A 14,295-nucleotide genomic window follows, 5' to 3' on the forward strand; every position below is an offset into this window, starting at 1 on the left:
ATAGCTCGGCTTTTTTTTGTCTGAATGTATCGTTCCTTGTTATCAAACGGTGTTAAACTCAAACTTTTTAAGCAGTTTTTTCAATGGCATACAGAACAAAGAAGCCCTTAGTTGTATTGGTTGGGCCAATGGGGGCGGGAAAGACAACAATAGGTAAATTGTTAGCGACAGAGCTTTCCTACGAGTTTATTGATTCCGATAAAGAGATTGAGCAGCGATCTGGTGCAGATATTCCTTGGATCTTTGATGTTGAAGGAGAGGAAGGTTTCCGCAATCGGGAAGTGGCTGTTATTAAAGATTTAGCTCTAGAAAGTCAGGTGGTATTAGCAACAGGTGGTGGCGCGGTAATGCGTCAGGAGAATTGCGATCATTTGACCCGCAATGGTTTTATTGTGTACCTCAATACCTCTGTTGAGCAGCAGTTTTCGAGAACCCATAAGGATAAAAACCGACCTTTATTGCAAGGAGGAGAGGACCCTAAGCAAGTCTTAACGGACTTGATGGCTCTTCGTGATCCAATTTATCGTGAGGTAGCGGATTTTGTCGTGGAAACAAACAAAAAGTCGCTGCGTTTAATTGTTAAAAGTATTGTGCGTGCATTAGAGCAAAGTGACGGCATCGCAGCAGAGGAAGAATAAGTGTCAGATACGGTAGATATTTTAAACGTTGATCTTGGTGAAAGAAGTTACCCTATCTATGTTGGCGCGAACTTATTGAGTGACGCTTCGTATTTTACAAAGCATATACGTAGCAAGAAAGTCATGATCGTTAGTAATACGACAGTGGCTCCATTATATGAAGATAAGCTTCGTGCAGCTCTGACCGATTTTGATGTGGATAGCGTGATCTTGCCGGATGGAGAGCAGTATAAAAATTGGGATACCTTAAATCTAATCTTTGATGCATTACTTGAGAAGAAGCATTCCCGTAACACAACGTTAATTGCTTTGGGTGGCGGTGTTATCGGAGATATGACAGGTTTTGCAGCCGCGAGTTATCAGCGTGGAGTTGATTTTATTCAAGTTCCGACAACCTTATTGTCTCAGGTCGATTCATCGGTCGGGGGAAAGACGGCTATTAATCACCCGCTCGGTAAAAACATGATAGGTGCGTTTTATCAGCCAAAAGCCGTTGTAATCGATACTGCTAGTCTGTCCACCTTACCTGAGCGAGAAGTGTCTGCAGGCTTGGCAGAAGTAGTTAAATACGGATTGATTCGTGATTTGCCATTCTTTGAGTGGTTAGAAAAGCATGTGTCCGATATTCGAGCGCTTGATGAAGCAAGTCTGCGTTACGCTATTTTGACCTCCTGTGCATGCAAGGCGATTGTTGTTGAGGAAGATGAAACAGAAGGCGGTGTTCGTGCAATTTTGAATCTTGGGCATACCTTCGGCCATGCTATTGAGACGTTTTCAGGTTATGGAAATTGGTTGCACGGTGAGGCTGTTGGTGCAGGTATTGCAATGGCCGCGCATATGTCTAAGTTGCTGGGGTGCCTATCAGAAAGCGATGAAGAGCGGATTCTGAAAGTCTTGAATGATTGTGCTTTACCGATTCGAGGCCCAGAAGTCATGTCAGCTCAGGATTATCTCGAACTGATGTCTGTTGATAAGAAAGTGTTAGATGGTACTTTGCGTCTAGTGCTCATGGACCGCTTAGGGTTTGCGCGAGTGACAGATGATTTTGAGCATAGTACGTTGTTGAAAGTTCTTCCAAATTAGCCTTGTAGAAAAGGGATAATCAATGAGTCAGGCGCATTTTTTATCGATTGCCAAACGTCTCTGTGTAGATGATGCCGCCCTGTCGGCGCAATTGTCGGAAGGGCAAGGTTTTTTCTTTAAAGGTGCTCAACGCCAACATCAACTAGAAAGTGTTCGTCATTTAGCTTGCTTTGGTGACTTACTGCTTTGGCTTCATGCTCCTAAAGGTTCGGGTAAGACGCATTTGATTGATCAAATCCATGCTGAACTAAAATCTGAACTGAATTTGATTTCTATTTCCGCTGAGGCTGATATGACTCCGGCGGATATTGTTCAAGCTATTGCTGATCAAAGTGCCATTTTTGCCTCACCTTCTGAAAATGTTGAATCGTTGTTGGTTCGCTGTCGCGAGAGTTACAAGCAGCTTTATCGAGAGAAAGGTAATCGTACATTGATTACGATTGATGATGCTGAACATCTTTCTCAAGCCTTATTGAAAAGTTGTATTGACACATTGGAGTTGCCTCAATCAGATACCTCTGTTGTGCTGTTGTTGGCGTCTACTTCAGAACTTGCTTGGTTGTCCGCTAATTATGGTGATGAGTCGGTTCATGCATTTGGCTTGCCCCTTTTATCTGTTGAAGAGGTAAAAGCATTCATCGAGCAAGGTTTGTCTAGCGTAGGTTTTAGCTCGACTCTTTCTATTCCTGAAGCATCGGTAGAGCGTTTGCATATAAAAACCCAAGGTCTAGTTTCTGAGGTTCAAAGGCATATGGGGGCAGTGTTATTTAACTCGACTGATGACGCAGTCGTGGTTGAGTCACAACGTTCCCAGCCGAGACTACCTGCGTTTGCACTAGTTACTATTGTGTTGATCTTGATGGCTTCATTTTTATTTGTCGCGCAGCAGCACAATTTATTCTCGGGTATGGCGCAGCAAGAGTTTGCTAGTGAAAGCGTTGTGATAGATGAAGAAGCTCAGCGTGAGCGTTTAGCTCGATTGGATGAAGCGTTGCGACAAAGTGAGAAGTTTGATGTGGTGCAAGAAGCGGTAGTTGTTGAGAATGAATCTTCGCTAGCTGTTAATGAGACCTTGGCGGCTGAAAATGTAGCGAGTGATGATTTGCTAGAGACAAAAGAGTCTGCCAAAGAGGACTCTGATTTAGTCGGGTCGAAAGGTGCGCAGTCTGACGATCCAGTCCTAGCGAATGAAAAGAATAACGATGCAGCTGATACTGATTCAGGCGTCACTGCATTAGAGTCGAGCGTGAAGCCTGAGTCTGAGGTTGTTCGGACAAGCACGGAAAATCTTGGTACTGATATGCCTGAAGATAAAGTCATAAAGGTATCGGTGAAAAAAAGCCAAGAAGATTCTTCAGTATTTGGTGGCGCTAATTACACGCTTCAGGTATTGGGTTCTTATAATGAGTCAACAGCGCAGCGTTTTGTAGAGTCGAACCAACTTCCAGATTTATATTATGTGCGGTCGACATACAAAGGTAAGGCGTGGTTTGTGGTGCTTTATGGTCGTTTTGAATCTGCTTTCGATGCGCGATCGGCAGATTTGCCAGATGTTGTAGCGTCACAAAAACCTTGGGTTCGCAGTGTAGACGGGCTGCGCTAATCTTTTTGAGTTCTATAAGCTTCTGTTTGCTTGTATAAATATTGAGCAGTTAGCTTCCTTTCTTCGAAAATCTCTTGTTATAAAATTTGTTAAGACGCATTGCTGTGTGTAAAATGTCCGACCCCAATTTTCTTAGTCGTACATTTTAGGCAGAGTTGTTGGTCTAAGTGTATGAAATTACTAGATGTTTTAGAGAGAATGCTATGGCAGCAGGTTTGTTCCGCCCAGAAGAGTTTCGTGATAACTGTGGTTTTGGGCTCATTGCGCACACAGAAGGTGCGCCTAGCCATGCTTTGTTGGAAACAGCAATTGAGTCGCTCACATGTATGACCCACCGCGGTGGTATCGCGGCAGATGGCAAAACAGGTGACGGTTGTGGTTTGTTATTACAAAAGCCAGATTCATTTTTACGCAAAGTCGCACAAGAAGAATTGTCACTGACTTTAGGTGATCAATACGGCGTAGGCATGATTTTCTTGCAGCTAGATGATGAGCGTGCAGCGCAGGCGCGAGCGACATTTGAAGCTGCCTGTGCAGACGAAGGTTTAAACGTTAAAGCATGGCGTGTTGTGCCAACTGATAATGCTTGTTTAGGTCGAATGGCTCTAGATTGCTTGCCACAGATAGAGCAAGTTTTTGTTGAAGCGAACGATGATATTGATGAGCAAGCGTTTGGCTTAAAGTTATTTGTCGCCCGTAAAAAGATTGAGCGTGCGTTAAGTCAGGAAGAAGACTTTTACGTTTGTAGTTTGTCAGATCAGGTTATTTCGTACAAAGGCTTGATGATGCCTGTCGATTTGCCGAACTTTTACCTTGATCTTGGTAACGAAGCGTTAGAGACGGCGATTTGTGTTTTCCACCAACGCTTCTCTACCAACACAATGCCAAAGTGGCCATTGGCTCAGCCTTTCAGATTTTTAGCGCATAACGGTGAGATCAATACAATTGAAGGTAACCGTAATTGGGCTCTAGCACGTACGAGTAAGTTCGAAAGCGACAGACTTCCTGACTTAGCTTCTATTGCGCCGTTGGTTAACCGCACAGGTTCTGACTCATCAAGCATGGACAACATGCTCGAGCTATTACTGACGGGTGGCATGGATCTTTTCCGTGCGATTCGAATGATGATTCCACCGGCTTGGCAAAATGTCGACACGATGGATGCAGATCTGCGTGCTTTCTATGAATTTAACTCCATGCACATGGAGCCGTGGGATGGCCCTGCAGGCCTAGTTACGACAGACGGTCGTTATGCTGTGTGTTTGCTAGATCGTAACGGTCTACGTCCGAGTCGTTGGGTTGTTACTAAAGATGGTTTTATTACAGTAGCATCGGAAATCGGTACCTATGCTTATAAGCCTGAAGATGTTGTTGCGAAGGGTCGAATTGGTCCTGGACAAATCTTAGCGATCGATACGAAGACCGGCGATGTATTGCATACAGACGACATTGATCAGCGTCTTAAAGAAGCCAAGCCTTACAAGAAGTGGTTGCGTGAAAACGCTCAGCGTCTTGAAACGCGCTTGAAGAGCTCTTCGCCTGCGTTTGAACCAATGCCTTCGGATGAGTTGAAAACGCAAATGAAGATGTTCCAAGTGAGCTTCGAAGAGCGTGATCAAGTTTTACGTCCACTAGGTGAGGCGGGACAAGAAGCAGTAGGTTCGATGGGTGATGATACGCCAATGGCTGTTTTGTCACAGCGCGTTCGCTCCGTTGCCGATTATTTCCGTCAAAAATTTGCACAGGTTACGAATCCTCCAATCGATCCTTTGCGTGAAGCGATTGTTATGTCGCTTGAAACCTGCATCGGTTCGGAACGAAATGTATTTGAAGAGTCTCCTGAGCACGCTAAGCGTATTATTTTAACTACGCCTGTTTTGAGTCCAGCTAAGTTTGCTGCGATTTTAGACAATTCTTTAGGTTTTGGTTCAGCGACTGTTTCATTGCAATTTGATCCTGAACAAGGCCTGAAAGCAGCGATTCAAGATGTGTGTGAAAAAGCGGCACAAGCTGTTCGTGATGGCTCAGTGATTGTTGTCTTGTCGGATCGAGACATTGAAAAAGGTAAGTTGCCAATCAATGCATTCATGGCTACAGGTGCAGTGCACCACTACCTGGTTGAGAATGGCTTGCGTTGTGATGCCAACATCGTTGTTGAAACTGGTTTTGCACGCGATTCACACCACTTCGCGGTATTGTTTGGCTTTGGTGCAACCGCGGTGTATCCATACCTTTCTTATCAAGTGTTGAATGACTTGATCGAGAGCGGCGAGATGTTGATGGATCCAATCGAGGCGAAAAACAACTATCGTAAAGGGATTGGTAAAGGCCTTCTTAAGATTCTTTCTAAAATGGGAATCTCAACGATTGCGTCTTACCGTGGTGCTCAATTGTTTGAAGCAGTTGGTCTTTCTGACGATGTGGTTGATCTTTGTTTCAAAGGTGTGGCGAGCCGAATTCAAGGTGCGAGTTTTGCGAATTTACAAGCTGAGCAGTCATTGCTTGCGAATGAGGCTTGGAAAGCGCGTAAATCAATCGAGCCGGGTGGTCTTCTCAAATATGTACATGGCCAAGAGTATCATGCCTTCAATCCTGATGTTGTAAACACGGTTCAGCGTGCGGTTGAGAGCGGCGATTATGGTGTTTACAAAGAATACGCAGACTTAGTGAATAATCGTCCTGCTGCTACATTGCGTGATATGTTTGGTTTGAAGCAAGGTATTTCTCCTATCTCCTTGGACGAGGTAGAGCCAGTTGAAAATATCTTCCCGCGTTTTGACTCTGCAGCGATGTCTTTGGGGGCGTTGTCTCCTGAAGCACACGAAGCATTAGCTGTTGCGATGAACACTCTAGGTGGCCGTTCTAACTCTGGTGAGGGTGGCGAAGATGTCGCGCGTTATGGAACTGTTAAACGTTCTAAGATCAAGCAGGTTGCTTCGGGTCGTTTTGGTGTTACACCGCATTATCTAAGCAGTGCTGAAGTTATTCAGATTAAAGTTGCTCAGGGTGCAAAACCTGGTGAAGGTGGTCAGTTGCCTGGCGGTAAAGTCAACGACTTGATCGCAGAGCTTCGTTATTCTGTACCTGGTGTGACGTTGATTTCTCCTCCGCCTCATCATGATATTTATTCTATCGAGGATCTGGCTCAATTGATCTTCGACTTGAAGCAGGTTAATCCCGATGCGCTTGTCTCTGTGAAACTTGTTTCTGAGCCAGGTGTCGGGACGATTGCTGCTGGTGTTGCAAAAGCTTACGCTGACTTAATCACTATTTCGGGTTACGACGGTGGTACTGCTGCTAGTCCATTGACCTCTATTCGTTATGCAGGCTCTCCTTGGGAGCTAGGCTTGAGCGAAGCACATCAAACGCTTCGCGGTAACGACTTACGTGGTAGCGTTCGTTTACAAACAGATGGTGGTCTTAAAACGGGACTTGATGTTGTAAAAGCTGCGATGTTGGGTGCTGAGAGCTACGGTTTCGGTACAACGCCGATGGTGGCTCTAGGTTGTAAATACCTCCGTATTTGTCACTTGAATAACTGTGCAACAGGTGTTGCTACGCAGAACGAAAAACTGCGAGAAGAGCACTTTAAAGGCACTGTCGAAATGGCGATGAATTTCTTCCGCTTTGTGGCTGAAGAAACGCGTGAATGGATGGCTAAGTTAGGTGTTCGTAGTCTTGAAGAGCTCGTAGGCCGCACAGATCTTCTCGAAGCATTAGAAGGCTCGACTGACAAGCAGAAGCAACTCGATCTTAGCGCTATTTTATCGGATGGTGGGGTAGCAGAAGATAAGCCGCACACCTGCGAAGTCGTGCGTAATGAGCCTTTCGATCAAGGCTTGTTAGCGGAGCGTATGGTTGAGGAATTGCTTCCAAGTATTGAAGGTAAAAAGGGCGGTGAATTTAGTTTCAACGTGACTAACTGTGACCGTTCAGTTGGTGCTCGTCTGTCTGGCGAAATCGCTAAACGTCACGGTAACCAAGGTATGAGCGAACAAGCAATTACGCTCAAGCTTAATGGTACTGCAGGCCAGAGTTTTGGTGTGTGGAATGCTGGCGGCCTGAACATGGATCTAGAAGGTGATGCAAACGATTATGTCGGTAAAGGCATGACCGGCGGTCGTCTTGTGATTCGTCCGCCAGTAGGAAGTGTATTTAAGACTCAAGAAACGTCTATTGTCGGTAACACCTGTTTATACGGTGCAACCGGTGGTGAGATGTTTGCTGCAGGTACTGCTGGTGAGCGATTTGGTGTACGTAACTCCGGTGCTGTAGCAGTAGTCGAAGGTGCTGGTGACCACTGCTGTGAATATATGACTGGCGGTCAAATTACCGTGTTGGGTAATACTGGCTACAACTTTGGTGCTGGTATGACGGGCGGTTTTGCGTACGTTCTAGATCAGGACAATAGTTTCGTTGATAAGTACAACCGCGAGTTGGTTGAGATCCAGCGAGTTTCATCTGAAACAATGGAGCCTTATCGCAATCACTTGCGTGGCGTCATTCAGGAACATGTTGCTGCAACAAACAGCGCATGGGGTCAGGAAATTTTAGATAACTTCGATGATTTTATTACGCGTTTCTGGTTAGTAAAACCAAAAGCAGCAAGCTTGCAAACGCTTCTAAATAACGTCAGAACACGCCCTGAGTAAGGGCGTATCGTCGAAGATTATGCTTAAAGAGGTAAGAAATGGCTAAGCGTTTAGATAATAACTTCCAATTTATTGAAGTTGGCCGTTGTGACCCCAAGAAGGTTCCAATGGTTGATCGAACGGAAGGTTTTGGCGAAATTTACGAGACATTCCAGTCAGAAGAAGCTGCTGAGCAATCACATCGTTGTTTGTCATGTGGTAACCCATACTGTGAATGGAAATGTCCGGTACACAACTTTATTCCAAACTGGTTGAAGTTGGTGTCAGAAGGCAACATTTTAGAAGCGGCTGAATTGAGTCATCAAACGAACTCACTTCCTGAAGTATGTGGTCGCGTATGTCCTCAAGATCGTCTTTGTGAAGGTGCTTGTACTCTGAATGATGGCTTTGGTGCCGTCACGATTGGTTCCGCGGAAAAATACATCACAGACACTGCATTTGCGATGGGATGGCGTCCTGACATGTCTAAAGTTGTCTGGACTGACAAAAAGGTCGCGATTATTGGTGCCGGTCCAGCGGGTTTGGGCTGTGCTGATATTCTAGTGCGTAATGGTGTTAAGCCTGTTGTGTTTGATCGTAACCCAGAAATTGGCGGCTTGCTGACGTTTGGTATTCCTGAGTTCAAACTAGAAAAGAACGTGATGTCTTTGCGTCGCGAAGTGTTCACTGAGATGGGCGTAGAGTTCCGTTTGAACGTAAGTGTTGGCGAAGACGTGACTATCGATGAGCTGTTAGCTGAATACGATGCGGTATTTATGGGAATGGGCACCTATTCATATATGAAAGGTGGTTTCCCTGGTGAAGATTTGCCAGGTGTTCATGATGCCCTTCCGTTTTTGATCTCGAACGTAAATCGTCGCCTTGGTTTTGAGAAAGCGCCAGAAGATTTCATTGATATGAAAGGCAAGCGTGTTGTCGTCTTAGGTGGTGGTGATACCGCAATGGATTGTAACCGTACCTCTATTCGTCAACAAGCTGAGAACGTAACGTGTGCGTATCGTCGTGACGAAGAAAATATGCCTGGCTCTCGTAAAGAAGTTCAAAATGCGAAAGAAGAGGGTGTGCAGTTCTTATTTAATCGTCAGCCAGTCGCTATTGTGGGCGAAGATAAGGTTGAAGGTGTTAAGGTTGTTGAAACCAAACTAGGTGAGCCTGATGAAAATGGTCGCCGTCGCCCTGTGGTAATTGAGGGTAGTGAAGAAATTTTGCCTGCAGATGCTGTTTTGATTGCATTTGGCTTCCGCCCAAGTCCTCCAGACTGGTTGAAGGGTGTTAGTGTTGACGTGAATAGCTGGGGTGGTGTTGAGGCGCCGGAAGCCGGTGAATTTGCGTTCCAAACAACTAATCCTAAGATCTTTGCTGGCGGTGACATGGTGCGCGGATCAGACTTAGTTGTAACAGCGATTGCTGAAGGTCGAAAAGCGGCAGAAGGTATCTTGGACTACTTGGACGTCTGATATCCGTTGCTGGTTGAAAAGGCACGGCATTTTGCTGTGCCTTTTTTGTTTAGAATCAATTTAGAGAACTATCAAAAAGATGACGCAACTTAAGAACGATCGATTTTTAAAAGCCCTTTTAAGAGAGCCTGTTGATGCAACGCCAGTGTGGATGATGCGTCAAGCTGGTCGTTATTTGCCTGAATATCGTGAGACGCGCGCACAAGCGGGTGATTTTTTGAGTTTGTGCAAGAACAAAGAGCTAGCGTGCGAGGTGACTATTCAGCCTCTAGAGCGCTATGACTTAGATGCGGCAATCTTGTTTTCAGACATTTTGACGATTCCTGATGCGATGGGCTTGGGACTATATTTTGAAACTGGCGAAGGGCCGCGGTTTAAGAAAGTCATTCGTACAGAGCAAGACGTGGCATCGCTTAAGGTTGTTAATACCGCTTCAGACTTGTCGTATGTCACCGATGCAGTGACTGAAATTCACGGTGCGTTATCTGGGCGTGTTCCTTTGATCGGCTTTTCCGGATCGCCTTGGACCTTGGCGACCTATATGGTTGAGGGTGGTTCTTCGAAAGATTTCCGACATATTAAAGCGATGATGTATCGCGAACCTGAAACTCTTCATGTTCTATTAGATGTGCTTGCAGACTCTGTCATTGACTATTTGAATGCGCAAATCGATGCAGGTGCTCAAGCTGTTCAGATTTTCGATACATGGGGCGGGAATTTAAGTGATCAAGCCTACCTCGATTTCTCTCTTGCTTACATGCAAAAGATTGTGGCGGGTTTGAAGGCGGAAGCGCGTGGTTTGCGTGTACCATCGATCGTATTTACGAAGGGTGGTGGTCTGTGGTTGGATCAAATCGCTGACTGCGGTGCGAATGCGCTAGGGCTTGATTGGACGATGAATATTGGGCGAGCTCGCGCTATGGTGGGTGATCGCGTCGCGTTACAAGGTAATATGGATCCTAGTGTTTTATATGCTAAGCCAGAGCAAATTAAGGCTGAAGTTGCCCGGATATTAGGGGACTTTGGTGCGGGCAATGGACATGTGTTTAACCTCGGACACGGTATTCATCAGTTTGTAGACCCCGCGGCGCCGAAAGTCTTTGTTGATGCGGTGCATGAATTGAGTGCGCAGTACCACGTTTAAGCGTCTTGAGCGTTTGCTGCGTCACAAATGTGGTGGCGCAGCGTTTATCCTACCTCACGCATATCTTACAATTTTGTCTCACATTAAGAATAACTAGGAAAGTTCATGAGTCGTCTTGCACGAGCCTTTTTATATTCTTTGACTGTTCTCGTTGTAGGATGCGGGGAGTTTATCGTTGATGATCAGGATTTTAGCGATAATCGAAGAACGCTCGACATAACCAATGATAATGCAGAAGCTTACCTGTGGTCTTCTTACCAAATTATCTTTTCACCACTTTATTTTGCGCGTTTACATGAAATGCTTGATGCGCGTGACTTCAATGATGTTCAGTCTGGCTCTGTTGCATGCCCAGGAGGAGGAAGTGCAGTTGTTAATTTCCCTAATGCTTCTGGGGGGCGATATGAAGAGAGCGATGATTTCTCGATAAACTACACCGCTTGCTTTAATGCGACTGGTGCACAGTTGAATGGTGAGGTTTCAGGAAAGTATAAAGAAACCGAAGGCTACAATAAAACGTTCGCGACCGACCTGACTGTTGCTCAATGCATTACTAACTTAGAACTAGATGAAAAAATCGATGCTGATCGATATGAGTTAATTGATGATCAAGCATCTGGCTTAATTTTTGATAAGCAAGGCGCACGTTTATTTGTGCGTTACATGGAACAAGACCCTCAAGACGATCAGTTAGCAATCGAGAAGAGAGTTGAAGAGCTCTCACTTGATCAGATTGCAGTAGTGGTTAATCGTTCAGCGACAGATTTTGATTCTAGTTTTGAAGAAGACGGTGCACGAGTTTTTGTTGTCGAAGATGGTGTTCAAGAGCAAATTGATTGTGCTTATTTTAATCGCTTTGTCGACATTACACTTAAAGACTTGACTGTTGATGCACAAGGGATTACCCATAGCTTGTCGGGCAAATTAGAGCTCTCAAATTCTATGGGGGTCAAAGGCAATATCAATGATGAAAGGCCTGAATTAACGACGCGAGATGACCTTTTTTACGCTCTTAAAGGTGATATTTCTAGCGAGATTGATTTAGTAAATCTTAATGAGAGTTATTCAATCGACGGCTTGGACTGGGGGATGAGATTCGGCTCAGCTGATGATTCTTCGTGGTCTGCAACATTTAATACTGAAGTTGTTAGTTTGATTGATGGAGCGATCTTTGAGGTTGCAGTTACAACTAGGTCGCCTTTTGGCGGAGTGTTAGGTCAAGATAATCCGACTGAGCAAGGTGGCATTATTACTCTAGAGGGAGTTGATGATGAAGCAGCTGCTATTCGTATTTTAGGAGCTTCTGCAATTTCGGTCGTTATTGAGGCAGAGGGAGATCAGAATGGTGATGGTCGTTCTGATCAGACATCGCCAATTTTCAACGTTACATGGAATGACTTTTTAGATCGTAACTTCGTGCGTCCTCCTGTGGAAAATATTATTCGTTAGTATGCCTAAATCTAAAACGGCTTATGTTTGTACTGAGTGTGGTGCAGACTTTTCAAAGTGGCAGGGACAATGCCCAGAATGTGGTGAATGGAATACCGTTCAAGAAATTAAGCTCTCATCAGCCAAAACTTCCCGCTCTTCAGCTAAAAGTGTGGGGTATGCAGGCGCTGCTGCAGAAATTAAATCTCTCAGTGCGATTGATCTGAAAGAGCAGCCTAGATTTAGCTCGGGTATCGGAGAGTTTGATCGTGTTTTGGGTGGTGGTTTAGTTCCGGGTTCTGCAATTTTAGTTGGTGGTCATCCTGGTGCAGGGAAGAGCACGTTACTTCTGCAGACGATGTGTTATCTAGCAAATCGTTTACCCGCACTATATATCACCGGTGAAGAATCTCTTCAGCAAGTTGCGATGCGTGCTAAGCGCTTGGAGCTGCAGGCAGATGATCTCAAAATGTTTTCAGAAACAAGCATTGAGAGTATTGAAGCGACGGTACAAAGCGTTCAGCCTAAGGTCTTAGTGGTTGATAGTATTCAGGTGATGTTTAGTGAATCACTGGATTCTGCTCCGGGAAGCGTCTCTCAAGTCCGCGAATGTGCTGCGCGTCTAACACGTTTAGCTAAGCAAACGGGTATGGTGCTTTTTTTAGTTGGTCACGTCACCAAAGAGGGAGCGATTGCTGGTCCAAAAGTATTGGAGCATATGATCGATTGTTCGATCATGTTGGAAGGCTCGAGTGATACACGCTACAGGACTTTGCGCGGAATTAAGAATCGTTTTGGTGCAGTGAATGAATTAGGCGTGTTTGCCATGCAGGAAAAAGGCTTGGCTGAAGTTAAAAATCCAAGTGCCATTTTTCTAAATAGGGGTGAAGAAGCGTCCCCTGGTAGTGCTGTTACGGTTCTTTGGGAAGGTACGCGTCCTCTGCTTGTAGAATTGCAGGCCTTGGTTGATGAGAGTCAAGGTTCTTACCCGAAACGCGTTGCTCTGGGCTTGGATCAAAATAGGGTCTCCATGTTATTAGCGGTGTTGCATCGCCATGGCGGTCTTCATTGTGGTGATCAAGATGTTTTTGTCAGTCTCGTAGGCGGCGTGAAAACATCTGAAACGAGCACTGATTTAGCATCGCTCGCATCTATCGTCTCAAGTTTTCGTGGTGTGAATTTAGCGCGTGATGTCATCATGTTTGGCGAGGTAGGGCTTTCTGGAGAAGTACGCCCTGTCGCAAGTGGCCAAGAGCGTATCCATGAGGCGGCGAAACATGGCTTTAAATTAGCTTATGTTCCGTGGGGTAATCGCCCCAGAGAGGATGTGCCTGGAATGAAGGTCGTACCTGTCAAAACGCTTGATGAGTTTCTTAAAAACGTCTTTTAGTTTGCTCGTTAGTGCGTTTCGCTTAACGCGCTCAGTTCGCGGTGCAGAAGATCTTCGTCTGCTAAGTTGAGCTCTACGAGTCTTTTTAAATGCGTCATGCTGTCGATATCGATATGGTCGCAGGCAAAACCTAAGGCGTTGTCGTGCTCATTTGAAAACGAAAGTATCATGTTAATGCACTGCTCGTTTCCAGCGAGTTTGATGCTAGCTTCAAAGGTATTGTCTTTGTTCATCAAAAAACCCTCTGGCTTTCGAATCAATACGCCCTTCAGTGAAATGTCTTGCACACCGCTCGTCCATTCCAAACCTTCTTGACTCAAGGTGCATTCGGCATTGAATAAAATTCGGCTGAATTGACGACGTTCTTGCTGTTCTTGTAATTGTGACATGCCTTTTCCTAGGATGAGTGCGAGGACTAATGCGCACTTACTTTAGATTTAAGTTTAAATCCTAGCAAGTGCGCAGCACTTATTATGCGAGTTTCTTATAGTTGAGGCGTGTCGGCGTTTTCGCAAGCTCACCTTTTCTATCTTTGAAGTCTGCTTCGTATTCTGTGTAATTGCCTTCAAACCAGACAACCTCACTATCACCTTCATATGCAAGAATGTGTGTTGCAATACGATCTAGGAACCAGCGATCGTGCGATATGACAATCGCACAACCTGGGAAGGCCAGCACAGCTTCCTCTAGTGCGCGCAAGGTCTCAACATCTAAGTCGTTGGTAGGTTCGTCAAGCAAAAGAACATTCGCGCCTTGCTTTAAGGTGTTTGCCAAGTGTAGTCGATTGCGTTCACCGCCAGATAATTCACTCACGCGTTTTTGCTGGTCATTGCCGCGGAAATTAAAACGGCTGATGTAGGCGCGTGATGGCGTTTGGTAGTTGCCGATCGTGATCATCTC

Annotated in this window: 10 protein-coding genes; 8 read left to right on the top strand and 2 right to left on the bottom strand. The window is 45.3% G+C overall.

Annotated elements, in window-relative coordinates:
- Positions 1 to 83 precede the first annotated feature (83 nt).
- The 8 genes from aroK to radA all read left to right on the top strand — a co-directional run bounded on the left by aroK (position 84) and on the right by radA (position 13,395).
- Positions 84 to 638 carry a shikimate kinase AroK gene (gene aroK / locus A3738_RS08460; protein ID WP_082878442.1) on the top strand — a complete coding sequence of 185 codons (555 nt, stop codon included), beginning with the start codon at positions 84 to 86 and terminating at the stop codon, positions 636 to 638.
- On the top strand, positions 639 to 1,721 hold the full coding sequence (gene aroB / locus A3738_RS08465) for a 3-dehydroquinate synthase (protein WP_068475361.1): 1,083 nt from the start codon (positions 639 to 641) through the stop codon (positions 1,719 to 1,721).
- 22 nt (positions 1,722 to 1,743) lie between these two features.
- Complete coding sequence (locus A3738_RS08470; protein WP_068475363.1) at positions 1,744 to 3,324, top strand: AAA family ATPase; 1,581 nt, start codon at positions 1,744 to 1,746, stop codon at positions 3,322 to 3,324.
- A gap of 203 nt (positions 3,325 to 3,527) precedes the next feature.
- Positions 3,528 to 7,976: a glutamate synthase large subunit gene (gltB, locus tag A3738_RS08475; RefSeq protein ID WP_068475365.1), complete on the top strand. Its 4,449-nt coding sequence runs from the start codon at positions 3,528 to 3,530 to the stop codon at positions 7,974 to 7,976.
- A gap of 38 nt (positions 7,977 to 8,014) precedes the next feature.
- Positions 8,015 to 9,433, top strand: a complete 1,419-nt coding sequence (locus A3738_RS08480) for an FAD-dependent oxidoreductase (RefSeq protein WP_068475367.1) — start codon at positions 8,015 to 8,017, stop codon at positions 9,431 to 9,433.
- Between the two features lie 79 nt (positions 9,434 to 9,512).
- Positions 9,513 to 10,577 carry a uroporphyrinogen decarboxylase gene (hemE, locus tag A3738_RS08485; protein WP_068475369.1) on the top strand — a complete coding sequence of 355 codons (1,065 nt, stop codon included), beginning with the start codon at positions 9,513 to 9,515 and terminating at the stop codon, positions 10,575 to 10,577.
- 105 nt (positions 10,578 to 10,682) lie between these two features.
- A complete protein-coding gene (locus A3738_RS08490; RefSeq protein ID WP_068501968.1) occupies positions 10,683 to 12,026 on the top strand; it encodes a hypothetical protein in 1,344 nt (447 codons plus the stop codon).
- Between the two features lies 1 nt (position 12,027).
- The gene (gene radA, locus A3738_RS08495; protein ID WP_068475373.1) at positions 12,028 to 13,395 is read left to right on the top strand and encodes a DNA repair protein RadA; all 1,368 of its coding nucleotides are present in this window, start codon (positions 12,028 to 12,030) and stop codon (positions 13,393 to 13,395) included.
- An 8-nt stretch (positions 13,396 to 13,403) separates the two neighbouring features.
- Here radA and A3738_RS08500 read toward each other — a convergent pair whose 3' ends face one another.
- Together A3738_RS08500 and A3738_RS08505 are read right to left on the bottom strand one after the other, a co-directional pair.
- Positions 13,404 to 13,784, bottom strand: coding sequence for a PilZ domain-containing protein (locus A3738_RS08500; protein ID WP_068475376.1), 381 nt, complete (start codon positions 13,782 to 13,784; stop codon positions 13,404 to 13,406).
- 82 nt (positions 13,785 to 13,866) lie between these two features.
- Positions 13,867 to 14,295, bottom strand: a 429-nt coding sequence (locus A3738_RS08505) for an ATP-binding cassette domain-containing protein (RefSeq protein ID WP_156504106.1), incomplete at its 5' end; no start/stop codon positions are given.

The organism is Oleiphilus sp. HI0066 (assembly GCF_001635725.1).

Bases quoted from the DNA above. Each gene is read 5' to 3' on its own strand.
- aroK (WP_082878442.1), top strand. From the start codon at position 84: ATGGCATACAGAACAAAGAAGCCCTTAGTTGTATTGGTTGGGCCAATG.
- A3738_RS08470 (WP_068475363.1), top strand. From the start codon at position 1,744: ATGAGTCAGGCGCATTTTTTATCGATTGCCAAACGTCTCTGTGTAGAT.
- gltB (WP_068475365.1), top strand. From the start codon at position 3,528: ATGGCAGCAGGTTTGTTCCGCCCAGAAGAGTTTCGTGATAACTGTGGT.
- A3738_RS08480 (WP_068475367.1), top strand. From the start codon at position 8,015: ATGGCTAAGCGTTTAGATAATAACTTCCAATTTATTGAAGTTGGCCGT.
- hemE (WP_068475369.1), top strand. From the start codon at position 9,513: ATGACGCAACTTAAGAACGATCGATTTTTAAAAGCCCTTTTAAGAGAG.
- A3738_RS08490 (WP_068501968.1), top strand. From the start codon at position 10,683: ATGAGTCGTCTTGCACGAGCCTTTTTATATTCTTTGACTGTTCTCGTT.
- radA (WP_068475373.1), top strand. From the start codon at position 12,028: ATGCCTAAATCTAAAACGGCTTATGTTTGTACTGAGTGTGGTGCAGAC.
- A3738_RS08500 (WP_068475376.1), bottom strand. From the start codon at position 13,784: ATGTCACAATTACAAGAACAGCAAGAACGTCGTCAATTCAGCCGAATT.